At 66.7% G+C, this 20,766-nt stretch carries 18 protein-coding genes; 1 reads left to right on the forward strand and 17 read right to left on the reverse strand.

From position 1 onward, the window contains the following. The first annotated feature begins 1 nt into the window (after nucleotide 1). On the forward strand, nucleotides 2-799 hold the full coding sequence (locus WKW82_RS04540) for an L-iditol 2-dehydrogenase (protein ID WP_340341061.1): 798 nt from the start codon (nucleotides 2-4) through the stop codon (nucleotides 797-799). 15 nt (nucleotides 800-814) lie between these two features. Here WKW82_RS04540 and ccmI read toward each other — a convergent pair whose 3' ends face one another. From ccmI to WKW82_RS04625, 17 genes are all read right to left on the reverse strand, one after another. Then, entirely contained in the window at nucleotides 815-2,044 is a 1,230-nt protein-coding gene (ccmI, locus tag WKW82_RS04545; protein WP_340341062.1) for a c-type cytochrome biogenesis protein CcmI, read from the reverse strand. Next, entirely contained in the window at nucleotides 2,041-2,475 is a 435-nt protein-coding gene (locus tag WKW82_RS04550) for a cytochrome c-type biogenesis protein (RefSeq protein WP_422823409.1), read from the reverse strand. Before WKW82_RS04550 ends, ccmI begins: the two co-directional genes overlap by 4 nt. Then, nucleotides 2,472-2,993, reverse strand: coding sequence for a DsbE family thiol:disulfide interchange protein (locus WKW82_RS04555; RefSeq protein ID WP_340341459.1), 522 nt, complete (start codon nucleotides 2,991-2,993; stop codon nucleotides 2,472-2,474). Before WKW82_RS04555 ends, WKW82_RS04550 begins: the two co-directional genes overlap by 4 nt. Then, complete coding sequence (locus WKW82_RS04560; RefSeq protein ID WP_340341063.1) at nucleotides 2,990-5,029, reverse strand: heme lyase CcmF/NrfE family subunit; 2,040 nt, start codon at nucleotides 5,027-5,029, stop codon at nucleotides 2,990-2,992. The genes WKW82_RS04555 and WKW82_RS04560 overlap by 4 nt, the downstream gene beginning before the upstream one ends. Continuing rightward, nucleotides 5,026-5,487 carry a cytochrome c maturation protein CcmE gene (gene ccmE / locus WKW82_RS04565; protein WP_340341064.1) on the reverse strand — a complete coding sequence of 154 codons (462 nt, stop codon included), beginning with the start codon at nucleotides 5,485-5,487 and terminating at the stop codon, nucleotides 5,026-5,028. The genes WKW82_RS04560 and ccmE overlap by 4 nt, the downstream gene beginning before the upstream one ends. After that, a complete protein-coding gene (gene ccmD / locus WKW82_RS04570) occupies nucleotides 5,484-5,624 on the reverse strand; it encodes a heme exporter protein CcmD (RefSeq protein WP_340341065.1) in 141 nt (46 codons plus the stop codon). The genes ccmE and ccmD overlap by 4 nt, the downstream gene beginning before the upstream one ends. Before the next feature lie 76 nt (nucleotides 5,625-5,700). Continuing rightward, nucleotides 5,701-6,474 carry a heme ABC transporter permease CcmC gene (gene ccmC / locus WKW82_RS04575; protein ID WP_340341066.1) on the reverse strand — a complete coding sequence of 258 codons (774 nt, stop codon included), beginning with the start codon at nucleotides 6,472-6,474 and terminating at the stop codon, nucleotides 5,701-5,703. Between the two features lie 11 nt (nucleotides 6,475-6,485). Further along, nucleotides 6,486-7,154, reverse strand: coding sequence for a heme exporter protein CcmB (ccmB, locus tag WKW82_RS04580; RefSeq protein WP_340341067.1), 669 nt, complete (start codon nucleotides 7,152-7,154; stop codon nucleotides 6,486-6,488). Beyond that, nucleotides 7,117-7,794, reverse strand: coding sequence for a cytochrome c biogenesis heme-transporting ATPase CcmA (gene ccmA, locus WKW82_RS04585; protein ID WP_340341068.1), 678 nt, complete (start codon nucleotides 7,792-7,794; stop codon nucleotides 7,117-7,119). Before ccmA ends, ccmB begins: the two co-directional genes overlap by 38 nt. Further along, the gene (locus tag WKW82_RS04590; protein WP_422823410.1) at nucleotides 7,787-8,482 is read right to left on the reverse strand and encodes a cytochrome c3 family protein; all 696 of its coding nucleotides are present in this window, start codon (nucleotides 8,480-8,482) and stop codon (nucleotides 7,787-7,789) included. Before WKW82_RS04590 ends, ccmA begins: the two co-directional genes overlap by 8 nt. 19 nt (nucleotides 8,483-8,501) lie before the next feature. Then, a complete protein-coding gene (locus WKW82_RS04595) occupies nucleotides 8,502-8,984 on the reverse strand; it encodes a nitrate reductase cytochrome c-type subunit (RefSeq protein WP_340341069.1) in 483 nt (160 codons plus the stop codon). Nucleotides 8,985-9,000: 16 nt separating this feature from the next. Next, a complete protein-coding gene (napA, locus tag WKW82_RS04600) occupies nucleotides 9,001-11,505 on the reverse strand; it encodes a periplasmic nitrate reductase subunit alpha (RefSeq protein ID WP_340341070.1) in 2,505 nt (834 codons plus the stop codon). After that, nucleotides 11,495-11,773: a chaperone NapD gene (locus WKW82_RS04605; RefSeq protein ID WP_340341071.1), complete on the reverse strand. Its 279-nt coding sequence runs from the start codon at nucleotides 11,771-11,773 to the stop codon at nucleotides 11,495-11,497. Before WKW82_RS04605 ends, napA begins: the two co-directional genes overlap by 11 nt. 55 nt (nucleotides 11,774-11,828) lie before the next feature. Continuing rightward, nucleotides 11,829-11,993 carry a periplasmic nitrate reductase, NapE protein gene (gene napE / locus WKW82_RS04610; protein ID WP_340341072.1) on the reverse strand — a complete coding sequence of 55 codons (165 nt, stop codon included), beginning with the start codon at nucleotides 11,991-11,993 and terminating at the stop codon, nucleotides 11,829-11,831. 206 nt (nucleotides 11,994-12,199) lie between these two features. After that, nucleotides 12,200-13,645, reverse strand: a complete 1,446-nt coding sequence (locus tag WKW82_RS04615; RefSeq protein ID WP_340341073.1) for an efflux transporter outer membrane subunit — start codon at nucleotides 13,643-13,645, stop codon at nucleotides 12,200-12,202. After that, entirely contained in the window at nucleotides 13,642-16,845 is a 3,204-nt protein-coding gene (locus tag WKW82_RS04620; protein WP_340341074.1) for an efflux RND transporter permease subunit, read from the reverse strand. The genes WKW82_RS04615 and WKW82_RS04620 overlap by 4 nt, the downstream gene beginning before the upstream one ends. Before the next feature lie 688 nt (nucleotides 16,846-17,533). Then, the gene (locus tag WKW82_RS04625; protein WP_340341075.1) at nucleotides 17,534-20,713 is read right to left on the reverse strand and encodes an efflux RND transporter permease subunit; all 3,180 of its coding nucleotides are present in this window, start codon (nucleotides 20,711-20,713) and stop codon (nucleotides 17,534-17,536) included. Between the last annotated feature and the right edge of the window lie 53 nt (nucleotides 20,714-20,766).

Below are 20,766 nucleotides of genomic sequence, written 5' to 3' on the forward strand. Positions count from 1 at the left end.
CATGTCCCTCACAAAGAACGCACGCCTGCAAGATCGACACGCCATCCTGACCGGCGCTGGCGGAGGCATTGGAGCGGCAGTGGCTGCTGCCTATCTGGCGTCTGGTGCCCGATGCAGCATCGTCGACATCGCTGGAAGCCCGAGCGATGAAGTGCAATCGCTGATCAAGCAACACCCGACCGGTGTTCACTACGTCCAGGCCGATGTCACCCAAGCGCCTGACATCGAACGATTGCTGGCAGCGTCCGTCGCCAAGTTTGGCCCTGTGCATATCCTGTTCAACAACGCAGCGGTCTTCGACATGGCGCCTCTGTTGGAAAGCCACGAAGCGATGTACGACAAGATGTTCGCCGTCAACGTCAAGGGTGCGTTCTTCGTCATGCAGAAGGTCCTGGCGCACATGGTGGACAGCGGCACCAAGGGCGCCATCGTCAACATGGCATCACAGGCGGGCCGCAGGGGGGAGGCACTCGTGTCTCACTATTGCGCTACAAAGGCAGCCATCATCAGCTATACACAGAGTGCTGCCTTGGCCATGGCGCCGCACAAGATTCGAGTCAATGGCATTGCTCCGGGAGTGATTGCCACACCGATGTGGGCGCATGTGGATGCCTTGTTCGCCAAGTATGAAAACCTGCCTATCGGGGAAAAGAAGAAGGCCGTCGGAGATGCGGTCCCTCTCGGCTACATGGGAGAGCCTTCCGACATCGCAGGTGCCGCAGTGTTCCTTGCGAGCGACGAAGCCTCGTACATCACCGCCCAGACGCTGAACGTGGACGGTGGCAACTGGATGTCCTGATTTCAAGAGGCCAGTTCACGGAACAACGCGGTCCGCCTGCAAAGCGACATCCTCCTGCCCCAGCGCCACCCGCGCAACCGAGCCGATGAGATCGCCGGGCTGCGGTGCCGCCTGGCCTGAACGCGACACTCGCACTTCCACCGTCACCGCCTCGAAGCGTGAGATCGGGAGATCGGGCGACATGGCCAGGCTGTCGTCGAGCACGAACTTCGCGGGCAGGTCCTTGACCTGCAGGCGCAGCACCGCGACGGGCATGCGCCCGGTCGTCGCCGTCTTGGCGAGCACGAAGACGGTGTCTTGCGGCGAGGCCTTGTCGCGCAGCCCGGCCGCGATGGCGACCGTGCCGCCCAGCCGCTTGTTCCGTGGCGCCTTGGCGGCCGGCACCTGGGTCTCGTTCAGTGCATCCAGTTGGGCCAAATCGGCTGTGACTTGCATGGCGGCCTCCGAATCGGCTGGCAACAACGCAAGCAGTTTTTCCCAGCGCTGCCGGGCCGTCGCAGGATCGCCGCGCTTGAAGGCGGCCATGCCGGCCAGCGCCAGCGCCTTCGGGTGGTTGGCATCGAGGGCCAGCGCCGCATCGATGGCGGCCTGCACCGGGCCTGCGAGGTCGCCATCACGCGCCGAGCCGAGCGCGTCCGCGTAGTCGGCCAGCAGTTGGGGCTGGTTCGGCGCGAGCGTCATCGCCTTCTGGTACGCGACCACGGCATCGTCGTAGCGCTGCAGGACTTCATAAGAGCGGGCCAGCACGATCCAGCCTTCGACATCGTCCGGTTGCGTGCGCAGGCGTTGGGCCAGGCGGCTCACCATGCTTTCCATGTCCTGGCCGCCGGCCTCGTGGGTGCCGGCCCGTTCCGCGGCCAGGAGCTGCGTGGCCACGGCCATCGGGTTGCCGACCTGGAGGTAGAGCACCAACGCGGCGGTCGGCAGGCTAATGCTCACGATGGCAGCAACGCCCCAACCCATCCAGGGGCGTGCAGCGATGCGTCGTGGCGGGGTCGTCGGTTGCGATGCCTCCTCCAGCGCCTGCCGCTTCAGGTCGTCGACGGCTTGCGCGCGGTCTTGTGCATCAAGGACGCTGGATTGCAGGTCCTTGTCGAGTTGGGCCAGTTGGTCCGCGAACAGCCGGCGGGCCAGGTCCGTGGGCTCGATGGCCGGCGGCGCCGTCGGTGAGCGCAGCAGGGGCGGCACCACGAACAGCAGCGCCAGCACCAGCAAGAGAAGCGCAGCCAGCCACAAGCCGGTCATGGCGCGTCGCCTCCCAGCAGCGCGGCGGCGCGGGCCTGTTCAGCCGGCGTCAGCGGCGTACGCTCGGCGCGGTTGCGATGCGAGAGGATGCGCCACATTGCCGCAAAGCCTGCCGCGAGCAGCACGAAAGGCCCGAGCCACAGCAGCCAGGTCGAGGGCATGAAAGGCGGGTCGTAGCGCACAAACGCGCCGTAGCGTTGCTCGAAGTAGTCGCGGATCTGCTGTTCGCTCCTGCCTTGCGCGAGTTGCTCGCGGATCTGCTGGCGCATGTCGGCGGCCAGCGGCGCATTCGACTCGGCCAATGTCTGGTTCTGGCAGACCATGCAGCGCAGGTTGGCCGACAGCTTCGCTTCCCTTTCCTCGAGGGTGCCTGCGCTGGCTGCGATATGCATCGCGGCACACATCGCCAGCGCCATGGTGCGGGCCCTCATTGCAAGCTCCTCACGACCGGCAGCATCGTGGTGCGCCAGATCTCCGGTGTGATCGGTCCCGCATGCTTGAAGCGGATCCGTCCTGCGCGGTCGATCACGAAAGTCTCCGGCACGCCGTAGACGCCATAGTCGATGCCGACGCGGCCGTCGCTGTCGACCGCCGAACCCAGATAGGGATTGCCATGGCGTCGCAGCCAGGTGCGCGCGACGTCGCTCTTGTCCTTGTAGTTGAGGCCGTAGAGCGCCACGCCGTCTTCGCGCGCCAGCGCCGTCAACACCGGAAGCTCGTCGCGGCAAGGCGCGCACCAGGAGGCCCAGACGTTGAGCAGCCACACCTTGCCGCGCAGGCTGTCGACCTTCAGCATTTGTTGCGGGTCATCAAGCAAGGGCAGGTCGATGGCGGGCGCGGGCTTGTCGATCAGTGCCGAGGGCAGCACCTTGGGGTCGCGGCTCAGGCCCATAGCGAGCAGGATGGCCAGCACGAGGAAGATGGCGAAGGGTAGCTTGAATCGCATCAGACCTGCTCCCTGGGCTGCAACGCCGCCGCTGCTGCCGGCAAAGGCGAAGGCGATGGCGAGTAGCCGTGGTCGCTTGGCGACGTGGCGCGCGACGCCGCGCCGAGGCGGTAACGCCGATCGCTGGCAGAAAGCAATCCACCCAGCGCCATCAGCAGGCAGCCACCCCAGATCCAGGCCATGAAGGGCTTGACGTGCAGGCGCATCGTCCAGGCTTGCTCGCCCGCCGGATCGCCCAGCGCGACGAAGATGTCTCGCGTGAAGCCCACGTCGATCGCAGCCTGGGTCAGGGGCATCTGCTGGGCGCGATAGATGCGCTTCTCGGGGTGCAGCAACGCCACCGGCGTGTTGTCGCGCGTCACCACGACCGTCGCGCGCTGCGCGTCGAAGTTCGGGCCGGTGGACGGCGCGATGCCTTCGAAGCGGAATTCGTACCCGGCCACGGTCGCGTGCTCGCCGATCCGAAGCTTCAGCTCCTGCTTGCCCTCGAAACCGTTGGCCATCGTCGCCCCGAAGATGAAGACGCCGATGCCCGCGTGCGCCACCAGCATGCCGTACCAGCCGCGCGGCTGGCGCCTCGCCCGCTCGAGCCAGCCGCCCTGCGCGCCGGCCAGGCGTTGCACCGCATGAGTGATCGCGCTGCCCACGGCCCACGCAGCCAGCAGCAGCGCGAAGGTCGACATCGCGGACCAAGCGCGTTGCCCGGCCGGCAAGGTCATCGGCAACAGCAACGCCGCCACGCAACTGGCTGCCAGCGCCCAACGCAAGCGCATCGCAAGCTCAGGCAACGCGGCCCGCTTCCATCGCGCCACCGGGCCCACGCCCATCAGGAAGATCGCCGGCACCATGATCGGCACGAACACCGACTCGAAGTACGGCGGACCCACGGAGATCTTCTGCCCCGTCAGCACGTCGAGCGCAAGCGGATAGAGCGTGCCGATGAGCACCGACATGCCCGCCACCGTCAGCACCACGTTGTTGGCCAGCAGCAGCGATTCGCGCGACACCCCATCGAAGCGGCCGCCCAGACCGATGCGCGGCGCGCGCCAGCCGAACAGCAGCAACGAGCCGCCCACCACGGCGACCATGAAGGCCAGGATGTACAGGCCGCGCCCCGGATCGACCGCGAAGGCATGCACCGAGGTCAGCACGCCGGAGCGGACCAGGAAGGTGCCCAGCAGGCTCAGCGAAAAGGTGCAGATGGCCAGCAGCACGGTCCAGCTTCGGAAGGCGCCTCGCTTCTCCGTCACCGCGAGCGAATGGATCAATGCCGTGCCCACCAGCCACGGCATGAAGGATGCGTTCTCCACCGGGTCCCAGAACCACCAGCCGCCCCAGCCGAGCACGTAGTAGGCCCATGCGCTGCCGAGCATGATGCCCAGCGTCAGGAACATCCAGGCCGCGACCGTCCAGGGCCGCGACCAGCGCGCCCAGGCCGCGTTGAGCTCACCCGACAGCAGCGCCGCGATCGCGAAGGCAAATGCCACCGAGAAGCCCACATAGCCCATGTAGAGGATCGGCGGATGCACCACCATGCCGGGGTCTTGCAGCAAGGGGTTGAGGTCGCGTCCGGCCAATGCCGGCGGCAGGAGGCGGGTGAACGGGTTCGACAGGAACAGCAGGAACAGCAGGAAGCCCACGCTGAGCCAGGCCATCACCGCGAGCACGCGCGCGACATAGGCTTCCGGCAGCTGGTGGCTGAACAGTGACACCGCCAGGCCCCACGCGGTGAGCATGCAAAGCCACAACAACATCGAGCCCTCATGCCCACCCCACACGGCCGCGAATCGATACGCCGCCGGCAGGTCGGCATGCGAGTTGGAGGCCACGTAGAGCACGGAGAAGTCGTTGTCCAGGAAGCACGATGCAAGGCATGCGAACGCGATGCTGGCGAAGACGAACTGCCCCAGCGCCGCCGTGCGCGCAAGGCGCATCCAGTTCGCCACGCCCCAATGCGCACCGGCCAGCGGGACGCTTCCCTGCACCACCGACATGAGCAGCGCCAGCACCAGGCTGAACACGCCGACCTCGGGAATCATTGCGGCGCCCCTTCCAGCGTGGGCGAGCTGTGGGACTGGCGCGCCTTCTCCAGCGCAGCGGCGGCCTCGGGCGGCATGTAGTTCTCGTCGTGCTTGGCCAGCACCTGCGTCGCTTCGAAGGAGCCATCGGCATGCAGGCGCCCCGCTGCGACCACACCCTTGCCCTCGCGGAACAGGTCGGGCAGCAGGCCCTTGTAGCTCACGGGCACGCGCTGCGCGAGATCCGTCACGACGAAGCGGACCGTCAGTCCATCGCTGGCGCGCATCACGGAGCCCTGCTCGACCAGGCCGCCGATGCGAAACGCGCCATTGCGCGGCGCCTCGTTCGCCACCACTTGGCTGGGGCTGAAGAAGAACACGAGGTTGGCACGCAGCGCGTTGAGCACCAGCAGCGTGGCCAGGCCGAATGCCAGCAGCCCGATGCCGATGACGGCGATGCGGCGATGCCGGGGTTTCATCTTGCGCGCCTCGCGTCGTCTTCCCGGCGAGCTTGAGCCCGGCTGCGTCGCACCAGCGTCCAGACCTCGGCGGCGAGCAGCACCAGCGTCACGCCGTAGGCCGCGACGATGTAGAAGGTGTGGTCCGTGCCGGTCATTGAAGCCCCCGCACCCGGGTGTCCGCGCCGCACCCCAAGGGTGCGCCAACGAGCTTGGGAAGGACCGCAGTTGCACTCATCGCCGCCCCGCCAACCGTTCGCGCTCGACGATCAGGCAACGCACCCGCGCCAACGCCACCGCGATCGAATAGGCCCAGCATGCGCCCACCATCAACAGCATCCCCGCCAGCATCGTGTGCGCCATCGCAGGCGCAGCCGTGAGGCTCACCGATGCCCCCTGGTGCAGCGTGTTCCACCACTGCACCGAGAAGTAGATGACCGGCACGTTCACCACCCCCGCCAGCAGCAGGATCGCCCCGCCGCGGTCGGCGCGGCGCGGGTCGTCGATGGCCGACACCAAGCCCAGGTAGCCGAGGTAGAGAAACAGCAGGATCAGCTCCGACGTCAACCGCGCGTCCCACACCCACCACGTCCCCCAGGTCGGCTTGCCCCATGCCGCGCCGGTCCACAGGGCGATCACGGTGAACAGCGCACCCGTGGGCGCCAGCGCCCGCGCCATGAGCGGCGACAGGCGCGTGTTGAAGATCAAGCCCAGCGCCGCATGCATCGCCGCCACGAGGTAGATGAACATCGACATCCACGCCGCAGGCACGTGGATGAAGATGATGCGATAGACCTCACCCTGCTGGTGGTCGGTCGGCGCGATGCCGAATCCCACCCACAGCCCCGCCACCGCCAGCACGCCGGCCAGCACTGCGAACCAAGGCAGTGCCTGTCCGGCCCACCGATGGAACACGATGGGCGATGCCAAGCGGCGCCACGAAGCCGCGTGTGACTCGTCGGCAGTAGATGCCAACCGGGTTGAAGCGATGTTCCGGAGCGAGGCCATGGCGTCCCGCCTCATTCGACGGCCAGCCGCAATGCCGCGGCCACCGCCCAGGGACACAGGAACGTCGCCGCGAGCAGCAAGGCCCCTAGCAGCGACAGGTGCGGGCTCGACGGCAAGCCCTGCTGCGAAGCCGTCACGGCCCCGCTGCCGAAGATGAGCACCGGCACGCACAGTGGCAGCACGATGAGCGCCAGCAGCACGTTGCCGCGCAAGCCCAGCGTGAGGGCGGCTCCCAGCGCACCGAGGCACGCCAGCGTCGGCGTGCCCAGCAGCAGCGACAGCAGCAGCATGCCGATGGCCTGCGCCGACAGCCCGAACTGCAAGCCCAGCAAGGGTGCGACCGCGACCAGCGGCAGGCAGGTGACGAGCCAATGCGCCCCGATCCGTGCGAACACGATGCCCGTGAGCGAGCGCGGCGACAGGATCAATTGTTCGAGCGTGCCATCCTCCAGGTCCGGCAGGAACAGGCGATGCAGCGAGATCATCACGGCCAGCAGCGCCGCCACCCAGACCACACCGGGCCCGATCGCCGCCAGCAGCGCCACGTCCGGCCCCACGGCCAGCGGAAACACGCTGCCGACGACGATGAAGAACAGCAGCGCGCCGAGCGCATCCATCGGCCGGCGCGCAGCCATGCGCAGTTCACGGCCGATGATCGCTGTCGAGGCTGTCGGCATCATTGAACGAGTCCATTTCGAGCGCCTGCGCACAGGGCCCGTCGCGACCGATGTCGCGGTGCGTCGTGACGACGGCCAGTCCGCCCTGGCGCAGGTGTTCGGCCAGGTACGCATCAAAGTGCTGTTCCCCTTGCGCGTCCAGCCCTGCGCAGGGCTCGTCGAGCAGCCACAGCCGCCGCCGGCTGAGCACCACGCGCGCAAGGTTGAGGCGCCTTCGCTGTCCTTGCGAAAGTTGCCGCACATGCTCATGCGCGCGGTGCGCCAGGCGCAAATCATGCAGTACCTCGGCCAACTCGACCTCGGCGCCGACACGGCCCGCCACATGCAGGCAAAAGTGCAGGTTTTCCAGCACGGAAAGATCGCCGCTGAGCCCATCCGCATGCCCCATGTAGGCCACGTCATCCTCAAAGCCCGCATCGCGCGCACCGATGCGCTGTCCGCACCATTGCACCTCGCCGCGGCTTGGCTGCAACAGGCCGCACAGCAACCGCAGCAGGCTGCTCTTGCCGCTGCCGTTCGCCCCGCGCACCTGCACCACGTCGCCCGGCGCCACATCGAAGCTCACGCCAGAGAACACGCGCCGCCCCGCGCGCGTGCATTCGAGGTCGCGCACCGACAGGCCGTTGCCCAAGACCTCAGCCACCCGTCTTGGTGCCGCCCGGCGCGGCACCGGGCGCGGGGCTGACCGGCGCCAGTGCTTCATCGCCTTCCTTGGGGACGACCTGCCCGGGCGTGTCACTCGGCGACTGCCCTGGCGGGATGTGCGGCAGCCTGTGGGCGATGCCCTTGTGGCAGTCGATGCAGGTCTTCTCCTTGTTGACGAGGTAGGTCGAGTGCATGGCCTGTGCGCGCGCGCTCTGCCGCGTGAAGTCCATGTACTCGTAGTTGTGGCAGTTGCGGCATTCGAGCGAGTCATTGGCCTTGAAACGTGCCCATTCATGCTGGGCCAGTTCCAGCCGATGCGCCCGGAACTTGTCCTGCGTGCCGACGGTGCCGAAGATCTTGGCCCAGACCTCCTTGGACGCCTGCATCTTGCGCGCCATCTTGTCGGTCCAGTTGTGCGGCACATGGCAGTCGGAGCAGATCGCGCGCACGCCCGATCGGTTGGTGTAGTGGATGGTGGTCTTGAGTTCGGCGAACACGTTGTCGCGCATCTCGTGGCAGCCGGTGCAGAACTTCTCGGTGCTGGTGAATTCGAGCGCGGTGTTGAAGGCGCCCCAGAAGATGATGCCGCCGATGAAGCCGCCCAGTGTGAGGAAGCCCAGGCTGAAGTGCACGCTCGGCCGGCGGATGATGGCCCAGTAGTTGCGGAGGCGGTCCCTGATCGTCATGGTGTGGGGTCTCCGCTTCTTATTTCCTGGCGGCTTGCGAAGCGGCGGCGGCCTTCTTCGCCAGCGTGTCGACGTTCTCGAAGCCGTTGTCCACGATCGGCTGCACCGGCTCCTGCGCGAAGTGGCATTGCAGGCAGAAGTAGCGCCGCGTGGAGATCTGCTGCAGCGCCTTGCCGTCGCGGTCGATGTAGTGCGTCGCGCTCACCGGAATGGCCAGCGAGAAGGCCGACTTGTCGCGCGCATGGCAATCCATGCACTTGTTGAAGTTCTTGTCAATCTGGTAGCCATCCACGCGATGCGGAATGGTGGGCGGCTGCATGTCGTAGTTGCGCGGGCGGCGGTGGTCGTCGTTGACCGAGTTGGTCAGTGGAGGCGGATTCGTCGGGTCCGGTATCGCGACGCGGCCGCGGGCGGCGTCCACCAGGCCGGTCGCCGCGGGCTGCTGCGCCCAGACGCAGGCACCACACAGGGCGAGCAGCGGGATGAGCTTGCGAAGGTTCATGGCAGCGCTCCGGGGCTCACACCTTGGTGATCTTCACGGCGCACTTCTTGAAGTCCGTCTGGAAGGAGATCGGGTCGGTGGCGTCCAGCGTGACCTTGTTGATCAACTGGCTGGCATCGAACCAGGGCACGAACACCAGGCCGCGCGGCGGCTTGTTGCGACCGCGGGTCTCCACCCGCGTTCGCATGGCGCCGCGGCGCGAGCTGATCTCCACCTCGATGCCGCGCCGCACACCGAGTTCCATCGCATCGTCGGGGTGCATGTAGCAGACCGCATTCGGCACGGCCTTGTGCAGTTCCGGGACGCGCCGCGTCATCGAGCCCGAATGCCAGTGCTCCAGCACACGGCCGGTCGACAGCCAGAAGGGGAAGTCCTTGTCGGGCACCTCCGGCGGCGGCTCGTAGGGCAGCGCGAAGATGATCGCCTTGCCATCCGGGTTGCCGTAGAACTGCCAGCCGGTGCCGGCCTTCACATACGGGTCGGTGCCCTCCTTGTAGCGCCAGAGCGTTTCCTTGCCGTTGACCACCGGCCAGCGCAGGCCGCGCTCCTTGTGGTACGTGTCGAAGGGAGCGAGGTCATGGCCATGGCCACGACCGAAGCTCGCGTACTCCTCGAACAGGCCCTTCTGCACATAGAAGCCGCACTCCTTGGCCTCCGCGTTGTCGTAGCCGGCCTCGATCTGCGAGGTCGGGAACTTGTCGACGTTGCCGTTGCGGAACAGCACCTCGTAGAGCGTCTTGCCTTTCAGCTCGGGCTTCTTCGCGATCAGCTCCGCTGGCCAGACTTCCTCGACCGTGAAGCGCTTGGAGAATTCCATCAGTTGCCACAGGTCGGAGCGCGCCTCGCCAGGCGCCGTCACAAGCTGGTGCCACATGTGCGTGCGGCGCTCGGCATTGCCGTAGCAGCCTTCCTTCTCCACCCACATCGCGGCAGGCAGGACCAGGTCGGCGGCAAGCGCCGTCACCGTCGGGTACACGTCGGACACCACGACGAAGTTGGCCGGATTGCGATAGCCCGGATAGCCTTCCTGCATCAGGTTGGCGCCGGCCTGCATGTTGTTGTTGACCATCACCCAATAGGCATTGAGCTTGCCGTCCTTGAGCATGCGGTTCTGCAGCACGGCGTGGTAGCCGACCTTGTCTGGGATGGTGCCTTCCGGCAGCTTCCAGATCTCTTCCGCATGGGCGCGGTGCTTGGGATTGGTCACCACCATGTCGGCCGGCAGGCGGTGCGCGAAGGTGCCGACCTCGCGTGCCGTGCCGCAGGCGGAGGGCTGGCCCGTGAGCGAGAACGGGCTGTTGCCGGGCGTCGAGATCTTGCCGGTCAGCAGGTGGATGTTGTAGACCATGTTGTTGGCCCAGACACCGCGCGTGTGCTGGTTGAAGCCCATGGTCCAGAAGGACATCACCTTGATCTTCGGGTCCGCATACAACTCTGCCAGTGCCTCCAGGCGCGTCGACGGCACACCGGTCAGCTTGGCCGTGTAGTCCAGGTCATAGGTCGACACGAACTTGGCGAAGTCGTCGAAGGTGATGGGCTTGGACCCACCCGCATCACCCGCATTCTTAGCGGCCTTCTGCAGGGGATGCTCGGGCCGTAGGCCATAGCCGATGTCGGGGTTGCCGAGCTTGAAGTTCGTGTGCTTGTCGACGAACTCGCGGTTCACGCGGTTGGTCTTGATGATGTGGTTGGCGATGTAGTTGAGGATGGCCAGGTCGGTCTGCGGCGTGAAGGTCAGCTCGATGTCGGCCAGCTCGTAGGAGCGATGTTCAAAGGTCGACAGCACCGCCACCTTCACGTTCTTGCCGGTGAGGCGCCGGTCGGTCACGCGCGTCCACAGGACGGGATGCATCTCGGCCATGTTCGAGCCCCACAGCACGAAGGCATCGGCGACTTCGATGTCGTCGTAGCAGCCCATCGGCTCGTCCATGCCGAAGGTGCGCATGAAGCCCACCGCCGCCGAGGCCATGCAGTGCCGCGCGTTCGGGTCCAGGTTGTTCGAGCGGAAGCCGGCCTTCATCAGCTTGAGGCCGGCGTAGCCTTCCCACACCGTCCACTGGCCCGAGCCGAACATGCCGACAGCCGTCGGCCCCTTCTCCTTGAGCACGCGCTTGAACTGCGCGGCCATCTCGTCGAAGGCCTGGTCCCAGGATACCGGTGTGAAGTCGCCGTCCTTCGCGTACTTGCCGTTCTTCATGCGCAGCAACGGCCGGGTCAGCCGGTCGTCGCCGTACATGATCTTCGACAGGTAGTAGCCCTTGACGCAGTTGATGCCGCGGTTGACCTCGGCCTTGGGGTCCCCGTGCGTGGCGACGACGCGGTTGTCCTTCACCGCCACTGTCACGCCGCAGCCGGTGCCGCAGAAGCGGCATGGCGCCTTGGACCACTTGAGGCCGGTGGCCGTGTCGAAGCCGGCGTCCAGCGGGGGCACCTGCGTGTTGCCCGGTAGCGGGATCCCGGCGATCGCACCGGCCGTGGCGGCGGCCGTCTGACGAATGAAATCCCGTCGATCAACTGGCATCCGGAATCTCCTCGTTCATGGCTTCGACGGTGTCGGCGTACTGGTACACCAGCGCCGCGGACAACACGCCATCGGTGCGCTGGATATCGCCGACCCGCGAGATCATTTCATCCGCGCTGACCGCGTCCAGCGTGACCACCAGCTTGCCGTTGGGAGAGCTGCCATGCACGCGCGCGCCGGGCATCGCTGCAATGGCGTCCTCGACCCGCTGCAGGCGCTTGGGCGTGGCATGCACGACCAGACTGCTGATATGGACTTCCTCTGGCACTTTGGCTTCCTCTTGACAGGTGGCTTGCGTGGCTCAACGGAAAACGCACAGTCGCTCAGTGGACGCCCGGCGGTCCCCCGACGAACACCTGGTACATCCAGACGATGAAGCCCCATCCCGCGACGATGATGCCGGCGAGCACAGGGGCCATGACAACGGACAGGAACAGGAAGCTGCGCAGCTCCTGTGCCTTGGTGAAAACTTGGTTGCGCTGTTCCACAGGGTGTCCTCTCCTCTGCAGATAAATTGAGTGCCGGACCGCCGTTGGCCTGGCAGGCTTTTGTTCTTCTAAATTGTCAATTCATTGTTAGATGATCATTCGGCACTGTCAAACCATTTTGTGATTCAAACGGTTTGACACCGAAAAAGCCGTCGGCGCGATGCATTCAGCGGGCGCTCGAACATGGCGCATGCGCCGCAGCGCGATCAACGCGTGGAGACGGCCTCGCCATCGCCGCGCAGCCACTCCGCATCCCAACCGCCCCCCAGCCCCTGGATCAGGCCCACTGCCGCCGCCTGCCGGCTGACCTGCAACTGCAGCACCGTGCGCCGCGCACTCAGCGCCGAGGCTTGCGCCGTGACCACGTCGGTGTAGCTCACCTGCCCCGCGCGATAGCGATTGAGAAACTGTTGCTCGGTCTTGTCGGCCGCGACAGAAGCCTCGCGACGCAGCGCCTCCTGCTGGGCCAGGCTGGCCGTGGCCGTGAGCTGGTCCTCGACGTTCTGGAAAGCTGTCAGCACGGTCTGGCGGTAGCGCGCCACGGACCCTTCATGCGCGGCTTTCGCGGCATCCACGCGCGCACCGATGGCCCCCGCATCGAACAGCACCTGGGACGCCGCGAGCCCGAAGGACCAGACCAGTTGCGGCGCGCTGAACAGGTCCTGCCAGCGCACGGAGGTCGTGCCGGCGGAGGCACTGATCGTCAGGCTCGGGAAGTAGGCGCTGCGTGCGATGCCGATCTGCGCATTGGCGGCTTCCACGGCACGCTCAGCGGAAGCGATGTCCGGTCGGCGTTGCAGCAAGGTCGACGGTATGCCCAGCGGCACAGAGGGCACGACCGGCTTCCAGGCGGTCAAGGCCGCCAGCTGGAACTGGGCCGGCGCCGCGCCGACCAGCACCGCAATCGCGTGCTCCAGCGTGTCGCGCGTCCGCTTCAACGCCACGCGTTCCGCCCGCGCATTGACCAGTTGCGTCTGCGCCTGCAGCACGTCGCTCTGCGGCGCGATGCCGGCCTCGTAACGGTTGCGGGCGATGGTGTAGCTGCGCTGGTAGCCCTCGATGGTGTCGTCCAGCAGGATCAATTCGGCATCGGCTTCGCGCAGCGAGAAGTAGCTCGTGGCCAGCAGGCCGATCGCCGACAGCCGCGCCGCCGCCAAGTCCGCCGCGCTGGCCTGGGCCTGGGCCTGCGCGCTGTTGACGGCGGCACGCAGGTTGCCCCAGATGTCGGGTGTCCAGCCTGCGTCGAGCGACACGCCGGCGGAGCCCGCGACGATTGGCACGGTGCGATCGCCGCTGCGCCGCGCGTTGCCGGACAGGCCCAGCGTCGGGAACAGGCCCGCGCGCTGCTCGCGCACCAGCGCCTGGGCCTGGTCGTAGCTGGCGACGGCCGCGGCGATGTTCTGGTTCGACACCTGCACGCGCTCGGCCAACGCGTTCAAGTCCTCGTCGCCGAACAGCTTCCACCATTCGCCGCGGTCCATCGCATCGGCCGGCGCGGCGGGCACCCAGCCTTCTGCGACGGCCGCTTCCTTCCAGGTGTCGGGTGAGGCCATCACCGGCTTTTCGTAGGTCGGCCCGACGGCGCATCCGGCCAGCAACATGGCCAGCGCCAGCACGACGGGTTTGATCAGGAGGGAATGCGGGGCAGTCATGTCGAGAGGCCGCCGGAACGGCTCAGGTATTTTTCGTTGGCAGGGCGGCGGCGCAGCTTGTCCATCAGCACATAGACGACCGGCGTGGTCAGCAGCGTGAGCAACTGGCTCGCGATGAGGCCGCCGATGATCGACACACCCAGCGGTTGGCGCAGTTCCGCGCCTTGGCCGAAGCCGATCGCGAGCGGCAGGGCGCCGAGCGCGGCGGCCATGGTGGTCATGAGGATCGGGCGGAAGCGCAGCAGGCAGGCCTCGCGCACCGCCTCGGTGGCGGTGAGGCCGCGCGCGCGTTCGGCGTCGAGCGCGAAGTCGATGATCAGGATGGCGTTCTTCTTCACGATGCCGATCAGCAGGAACACGCCGATCAGCGCAATGATCGAGAAGTCCATGCGGAACAGCAGCAGCGCCAGCACCGCGCCAACACCGGCCGATGGCAGCGTGGTCAGCACGGTGATCGGATGGACCAGGCTTTCATAAAGGACGCCCAGCACGATGTAGATCACCACCAGCGCGGCGAGGATCAGGAAGGCCTGCTGCCCCTGCGATTGCTGCGCGCTCGCCGCCGTGCCGCTGAAGCTGCCGCGCACGTTGATCGGCATGGCGATATCGGCGCCGGCCTGCTCGACGATGGTGCGCGCTTCTCCGATGGAAACACCGGGCGCCAGGTCGAAGGAGATGGTGCTCGACAGTTCGCCGCCCTCGTGCGAGATCGAGGTGGGAATGGCGCGCTCCGAGACCGTTGCGACCGTGCTCAGCGGCACCATCGTGGTCGTCGTATTCGCCAGCGGCGAGCCGGTCGATGCGCCGCGCAGCCCTGGGTTGGCCGAGGTGAGCACAGGCACGTTGCCGCTGGTCACGGCCGGGTTCGAAGGCACATAGAGGTCCTTCAACTCCACCGGCCCCTGCATGAAGCGCGGCGCCCATTCCATGATCACGGCGTACTGGTTGAGCTCGTCGTAGATGGTGGCCACCGAGCGCTGGCCGAAGGCGTTGTAGAGCGAGCTGTCGATGGCGCTCGAACTCAGGCCCAGGCGCGAGGCGCTGTCGCGGTCGACGTTCACGAAAGTCTCGACGCCGTTGTCCGACTGGTCGCTGTCGATGTCGGTCAGCGACTCTTCCTGCTTGAGCCGATCGGCCAGCTTGCCGACCCACGTGCGCAGGTCTTTCAGGTTGTCGCTCTTGAGCGTGTACTGATAGGTCGAGTTGCTGGAACGCCCGCCCATGCGCAGCTCCTGCACCTGGCCGAGGAACACGCGCAGGCCGGTGAGCTTGTCGAGCTGCGGGCGCAGCCGCGCGATGACCTGCGGGCTGGTCGCGTCGCGCTGGTTCACCGGCTTGAGGTTGACGAACATGAAGCCGCCGCCCGCGCGACTGCCGCCCGCAAAGCCAACCACCGTGTCGACGGCCGGATCGGCGCGCACGATGTCGACCGCCTGCTTCAGCTTCTCGCCTAGCGCGGCCGAGGAGATGCTCTGGTCCGCGCGCAGGCCGCCGTTGAGCTGCCCGTTGTCCTGCTGCGGAAAGTAGCCCTTGGGTATGTTCTTGAAGAGATAGAAGTTCAGGCCGATCACCGCGACCAGCACCAGCATCACGATGGTCTTGCTGTGCAGCGCCCAGTCGAGGCTGTGCTCGTAAGTGCGCAGGATGAAGTCGTAGCCGTTCTCGGCCCAGCGCACCAGCCAGGGGTGCTTGCGCGGGGGGGCGTCAGGCTCCTCCTTCGGCTCGGGTAGCAGCAGCCAGGCGCACATCATCGGCGTGGTGGTCAGCGAGATCACGAGCGAGATCAGCACGGCCGCCGACAGCGTGACCGCGAACTCGCGGAACAACCGCCCCACCTGCCCGTCCATGAACAGCAGCGGGATGAACACCGCCACGAGTGACAGGCTGATCGACAGCACGGTGAAGCCGACCTCGCGTGCGCCCACCAACGCGGCCTCGACGCGGCCCATGCCGGCCTCGACGTGCCGCGTGATGTTCTCCAACACGACGATCGCATCGTCCACCACGAAGCCGGTGGCCACGGTCAGCGCCATCAGGCTCAGGTTGTTGAGGCTGAAGCCCAGCAGGTACATCACGCCGAAGGTGCCGAGCAGCGACACCACGGTCGCCACCGCCGGCACGATGGTCGCCCGCGCCTTGCGCAGGAACAGGCCGACCACCAGCACCACGAGCACGATCGAGATCATCAGCGTGGCCTCGACTTCGCGCAGCGATGCGCGGATGGAGTTGGTGCTGTCTGATGCCACCTCGACGCTGATGTCCTGCGGCAGTTGCGCGCGCAGTTCCGGCAGGAGCGCCCGCACGCCATCGACCGTCTCGATGATGTTGGCGCCCGGCTCGCGCGTGATGAGGATGATGATGGCCGGCTGCCCGTTGAAGAGCCCGGTGGTACGCCGGTTCTCGACGCCGTCGATCACGTTCGCAACATCCGACAGCCGCACCGCCGCGTTGTTGCGCCACGCGATGATCATCGAGCGATAGTCGGCCGCACGCAGCCCCGGCGAGGGCGTGTAGATCTGCAGGCGCCGCCCTTCGCCTTCGATCGCGCCCTTGGGCCGGTTGGCGTTGCTGGCCTGGATGGCGGCGCGCACGTCCTCGGTGCTGATGCCGTACTGGTTGAGCGCGTAGGGTTGCAACTCGATGCGCACGGCCGGCAGCGAGCCACCGCCGATCTCGACATCGCCCACGCCCGGCACCTGCGACACGCGCTGGCTGACGATGTTGGACACCGCGTCGTAGATCTGCCCCGGTGTCTTGGTCTTGGACGTGAGCGCCAGGATGATGACGGGCGACGACGCCGGATTGGCCTTGCGATAGGTCGGGTTGCGACGCAGCGTGGCAGGCAGGTCCACGCGCGCCGCGTTGATGGCCGCCTGCACCTCGCGCGCCGCGCCGTCGATGTTGCGGCTGAGGTCGAACTGCAGGCTCACGCGGCCAGAGCCTGTCGAACTGTTCGACGTCATCTCGTTGACGCCCGCGATGGTTCCGAGCCTTCGTTCCAGCGGCGTGATGACGCTGCTGGCCATGGTGTCGGGGCTGGCACCGGGCAGTTGCGCCGTCACCGAGATCGCCGGGTAGTCGACGTTGGGCAGCGGCGAGACCGGCAGCACGAAGAAGGCCGCGATGCCGGCCAGTGCGATGCCGATGGTCAGGAGGACCGTGGCGATCGGGCGCTCTACGAAAGGTCTGGAGAGGTTCATCGACCTGCTCCGTTGGAGGCGCTGCTGTCTTTACGCGCGGGGGTGCGGCGGCGGGCGGCATGCGGTGCGGCCCGTGCGACCCTACTGTGCCGGTCGCTTCGCGACTCCCCTGCGCTGCTCACGTTTGGCGGGGTCCATGTGAACTCGCTTCGCTCAAACAGCACATGGCCCTGATCCGCCAAACGCTGCGCTGCTCGGCGGCACAGAAGGGATCGCCCAGCCCGCACCGCATGCCACCCGCCGCCGTGGACAGGTCGCGCCGGTATTGCCCCCTCTCCCCCCGGCAAAGGGCTGGGATTAGGGCAGCACCCGCACACCCGTCGACCCGGTCTCCCTCCCTCTTCCTCTGGGAGAGGGTCGGGGTGAGGGCAGCCTCCACGCACCCATCGACTGGGTCTTCCTCCCTCTCCCTCTGGGAGAGGGCCGGGGTGAGGGCAGCCCCCTCCCCCACGGACGAGACGCTCGATCCCCCCCAAGCCCGGTACGCGGTACGGGACGGCCGATCCCTTCTGCGGTGCTGAGGAGCGCAGCTTTGGGCGGATCAGGGCCGCATGCTGTTTGAGCGAAGCGAGTTCATGCGGACCCCGCCCAAAGCGAGCACCGCAAGGGAGCCCCGAAGGGGCCGCCGCAGTAGGGTCGGACGGCCCGCACCGCGTACCGGGCGCTCTCCGAAGCGTAACGACCTCAATCACGCAACGACCTCCGAAGAAGCCCGACGACCAAACCGACGACCCAGCCGATCGAACGCCAGATAAATCACTGGCGTCGTGAACAGCGTCAACACCTGGCTCACGATCAACCCACCAAAGATCGCAAGACCGAGGGGACGACGCAACTCCGCCCCCTCGCCAAACCCCAGCATCAACGGCACAGCCGCAAACAACGCCGCCAGCGTCGTCATCAGGATCGGCCGGAACCGCAACAACGCCGCCTGGTGAATCGCCTCCTGCGGCGACTTGCCCTCGGTCCGCTCCGCATCGATCGCGAAGTCGATCATCATGATCGCGTTCTTTTTCACGATGCCGATCAGCAGGATGATCCCGATGATCCCGATCACGCCCAGGTCATTGCCCGTGATCCACAAGGCCAGCAACGCGCCCACGCCCGCCGACGGCAGCGTCGACAAAATCGTCAGCGGATGGATGTAGCTCTCGTACAGCACACCCAGCACGATGTACACGCACACCACCGCGGCCAGGATCAGCCACAACTGGTTCGACAGCGACTTCTCATACGCGCCCGAAGCGCCCAGGAACGTCATCGTCACGCTCGCCGGCATGCCGATGTCCTTCGCGGCCTGGCGGATCGAATCCACCGCCTTGCCCAGCGACACGTTGTGCGCCGTGTCGAAGCCCACCGTCGCGGCCGGGTACTGCGCCACGTGCGTGATCTGTAGCGGTGCCAGTTGCTCGCGGATCGTCGCCACCGCCGACAACGGCGTCGGCGCGCCGGTGCCCGTCTTGAGGTTCAGCGTGCCCAGTTGCTGCGGCGTCTCGATCGAATCGGCCTTGGCTTCGAGGATCACGCGGTACTGGTTGGTCTCGGTGAAGATCGTCGACACGATGCGTTGACCGAAGGCGCTGTAGAGCACGTCGTCCACCGCGCTCGCCGTCACTGCCAGGCGCGACGCCGTGTTGCGGTCGATGTCCACGTACGCCGACAAGCCCTCCGCACCGGCATCGCTCGTCACGTTGCGCACACGCGGCTCATGCTCCAGCCGGGCCATCAACTTCTTCACCCACTCGGTCACCGTGGCCGAACTCACGCCTTCGATCGACAGGCGGTACTCGGTCGGCCCGCTCTCCGCATCGATGGTCAGGTCCTGCGTGGGTTGCAGGTAGAGCGTCACGCCCGCCACTTCGCGCACGCGGTCGCGCAAGCGGTTCATGACGTCTTCCTGGTTGCCATGGCTGGCCTTCAGGTTGACCAGCATGCGGCCCGTGTTCAGCATCGTGTTGTTCGCTGCATCGACGCCGGTGAACGAACTCAGGCTCTCCACGTCCGGGTCGGCAAGGATGGCCTTCGCGGCCGATTGCTGCAGCTCCGACATGCGCTCGTACGACACGTCCTGCGCCGCCTCGATGCGCGCCTGCAGTTGGCCCGTGTCCTGCGTCGGGAACAGCCCCTTCGGGATGAACACGTACAGCGCCACGGTCAGCACCAAAGTCAGCAGCGCGACGATCATCGTCAGCCCTTGCCTGCGGAACACCCAGCCCAGCGACACGTCATAACGCGCGATCACACCGTCGAAGAAGGCCTGCACCTTGCCCGCCAGACCCCGCGTCGCGTTGTGCGGCTCGCTCTTCAGCATGCGCGCCGACATCATCGGCACCAGCGTCAAGGACACCACGGCCGAGATCAGGATCGTGATCGCCAGCGTCATCGCGAACTCGCGGAACAGCCGCCCCACCACGTCGCCCATGAACAGCAGCGGGATCAGCACCGCGATCAGCGACACGGTCAGCGAGATGATCGTGAAGCCGATCTGCGCCGCGCCCTTGATCGCTGCGGCGAAGGGCTTCTCGCCCTCCTCCAGGTAGCGCGAGATGTTCTCGATCATCACGATCGCATCGTCCACCACGAAGCCGGTCGCGATGGTCAGGGACATCAGGCTCAGGTTGTTGAGGCTGTAGCCCAGCATGTACATCACGCCACAAGTGCCGATCAGCGAGATCGGCACCGCCAGGCTCGCGATGACGGTCGCGCGCCAGCTGTGCAGGAAGAAGAAGATCACCAGCACCACCAGCAGCACGGCCAGCGCGAGTTCGATCTCGACGTGCATCACCGACGCGCGGATGCCGGTGGTGCGATCGCTCAACACCTTCACGTCCAGGCCCGTGGGCAATTGCGCCTGCAGGTCGGGCAGTTGACGCTTGATGGCATCGACGGTGGCGATGACGTTGGCGCCCGGCTGGCGTTGCACGTTCAGGATGATCGCGGGGGTCAGTTCGCCTTCGACGCTCTGCGTCGTGTCCGCGCTTCCCGCCGAAGGGGTTCCCGCCTGCCCGGGGCGGACTGGCGCGCCACTCGATCTCTTCGTGCCCGACCACGCGCCCAGCTTCGTGTTCTCCGCGCTGTCGATCACCTGCGCCACGTCGATCATGCGCACCGGCGCGTTGTTCTTGTACGCGACGATCAGGTTCTTGTAGTCCTCGACCGTCACCAACTGGTCATTGGCATTGATGGTGTACGAGCGCTTCGGCCCGTCGAAGCTACCCTTGGCGCTGTTGGCATTGGCGTTCGAGATGGCGGTGCGCAACGCATCGAGCCCGATGCCATACGAGGCCAGAGCGCGCGTGTCGGCCTGGATGCGCACCGCAGGCCGCTGCCCACCCGACAGCGTGACTAAACCCACCCCCGACACCTGGCTGATCTTCTGCGCAAGGCGCGTGTTGACGATGTTCTGCACCTCCGTCAGCGGCATCGTCTTCGAGCTGATCGCGAGCGTGAGCACCGGCGCGTCGGCCGGGTTGACCTTGGCATACACCGGCGGCGCCGGCAGGTCGGCCGGCAGCAGCGAGTTGCTGGCGTTGATGGCGGCCTGCACCTCCTGCTCGGCCACGTCCAGCGTCTCGGTCAGCGAGAACTGCAGCGTGATGATCGACACGCCGGCCGCGCTGGTCGAACTCATGCGGTTCAGGCCCGCCATCTGGCCGAAGTTGCGCTCCAGCGGCGCGGTCACGGTGCGGCTCATGACCTCCGGGCTGCCGCCGGGGTAAAGCGTCTGCACCTGGATCGTCGGGTAGTCGACCTGCGGCAGCGCCGACAGCGGCAGGAACTTGAAGCCCACCAGTCCGGCCAGCACGATCGCCACCATGAGCAGCGCCGTCGCAACCGGGCGCTCGATGAACGGGCGCGACGGGCTCATCGCGGCCTCCTCGCCCGGCACTTCGCACCGTCGCTGTTTCGCGCGGACACCAG

Origin of the sequence: Variovorax rhizosphaerae (assembly GCF_037889975.1) — a bacterium.
GTDB classification, from domain to species: Bacteria; Pseudomonadota; Gammaproteobacteria; order Burkholderiales; family Burkholderiaceae_C; genus Variovorax; species Variovorax rhizosphaerae.

Bases quoted from the DNA above. Each gene is read 5' to 3' on its own strand.
- WKW82_RS04615 (WP_340341073.1), bottom strand. From the start codon at position 13,645: ATGACTGCCCCGCATTCCCTCCTGATCAAACCCGTCGTGCTGGCGCTG.
- WKW82_RS04625 (WP_340341075.1), bottom strand. From the start codon at position 20,713: ATGAGCCCGTCGCGCCCGTTCATCGAGCGCCCGGTTGCGACGGCGCTG.
- WKW82_RS04590 (WP_422823410.1), bottom strand. From the start codon at position 8,482: ATGACGATCAGGGACCGCCTCCGCAACTACTGGGCCATCATCCGCCGG.
- ccmC (WP_340341066.1), bottom strand. From the start codon at position 6,474: ATGGCCTCGCTCCGGAACATCGCTTCAACCCGGTTGGCATCTACTGCC.
- WKW82_RS04550 (WP_422823409.1), bottom strand. From the start codon at position 2,475: ATGAGGGCCCGCACCATGGCGCTGGCGATGTGTGCCGCGATGCATATC.
- WKW82_RS04620 (WP_340341074.1), bottom strand. From the start codon at position 16,845: ATGAACCTCTCCAGACCTTTCGTAGAGCGCCCGATCGCCACGGTCCTC.
- napA (WP_340341070.1), bottom strand. From the start codon at position 11,505: ATGCCAGTTGATCGACGGGATTTCATTCGTCAGACGGCCGCCGCCACG.
- WKW82_RS04560 (WP_340341063.1), bottom strand. From the start codon at position 5,029: ATGATTCCCGAGGTCGGCGTGTTCAGCCTGGTGCTGGCGCTGCTCATG.
- ccmI (WP_340341062.1), bottom strand. From the start codon at position 2,044: ATGACCGGCTTGTGGCTGGCTGCGCTTCTCTTGCTGGTGCTGGCGCTG.
- ccmD (WP_340341065.1), bottom strand. From the start codon at position 5,624: ATGACCGGCACGGACCACACCTTCTACATCGTCGCGGCCTACGGCGTG.
- ccmE (WP_340341064.1), bottom strand. From the start codon at position 5,487: ATGAAACCCCGGCATCGCCGCATCGCCGTCATCGGCATCGGGCTGCTG.
- WKW82_RS04595 (WP_340341069.1), bottom strand. From the start codon at position 8,984: ATGAACCTTCGCAAGCTCATCCCGCTGCTCGCCCTGTGTGGTGCCTGC.
- ccmB (WP_340341067.1), bottom strand. From the start codon at position 7,154: ATGATGCCGACAGCCTCGACAGCGATCATCGGCCGTGAACTGCGCATG.
- WKW82_RS04540 (WP_340341061.1), top strand. From the start codon at position 2: ATGTCCCTCACAAAGAACGCACGCCTGCAAGATCGACACGCCATCCTG.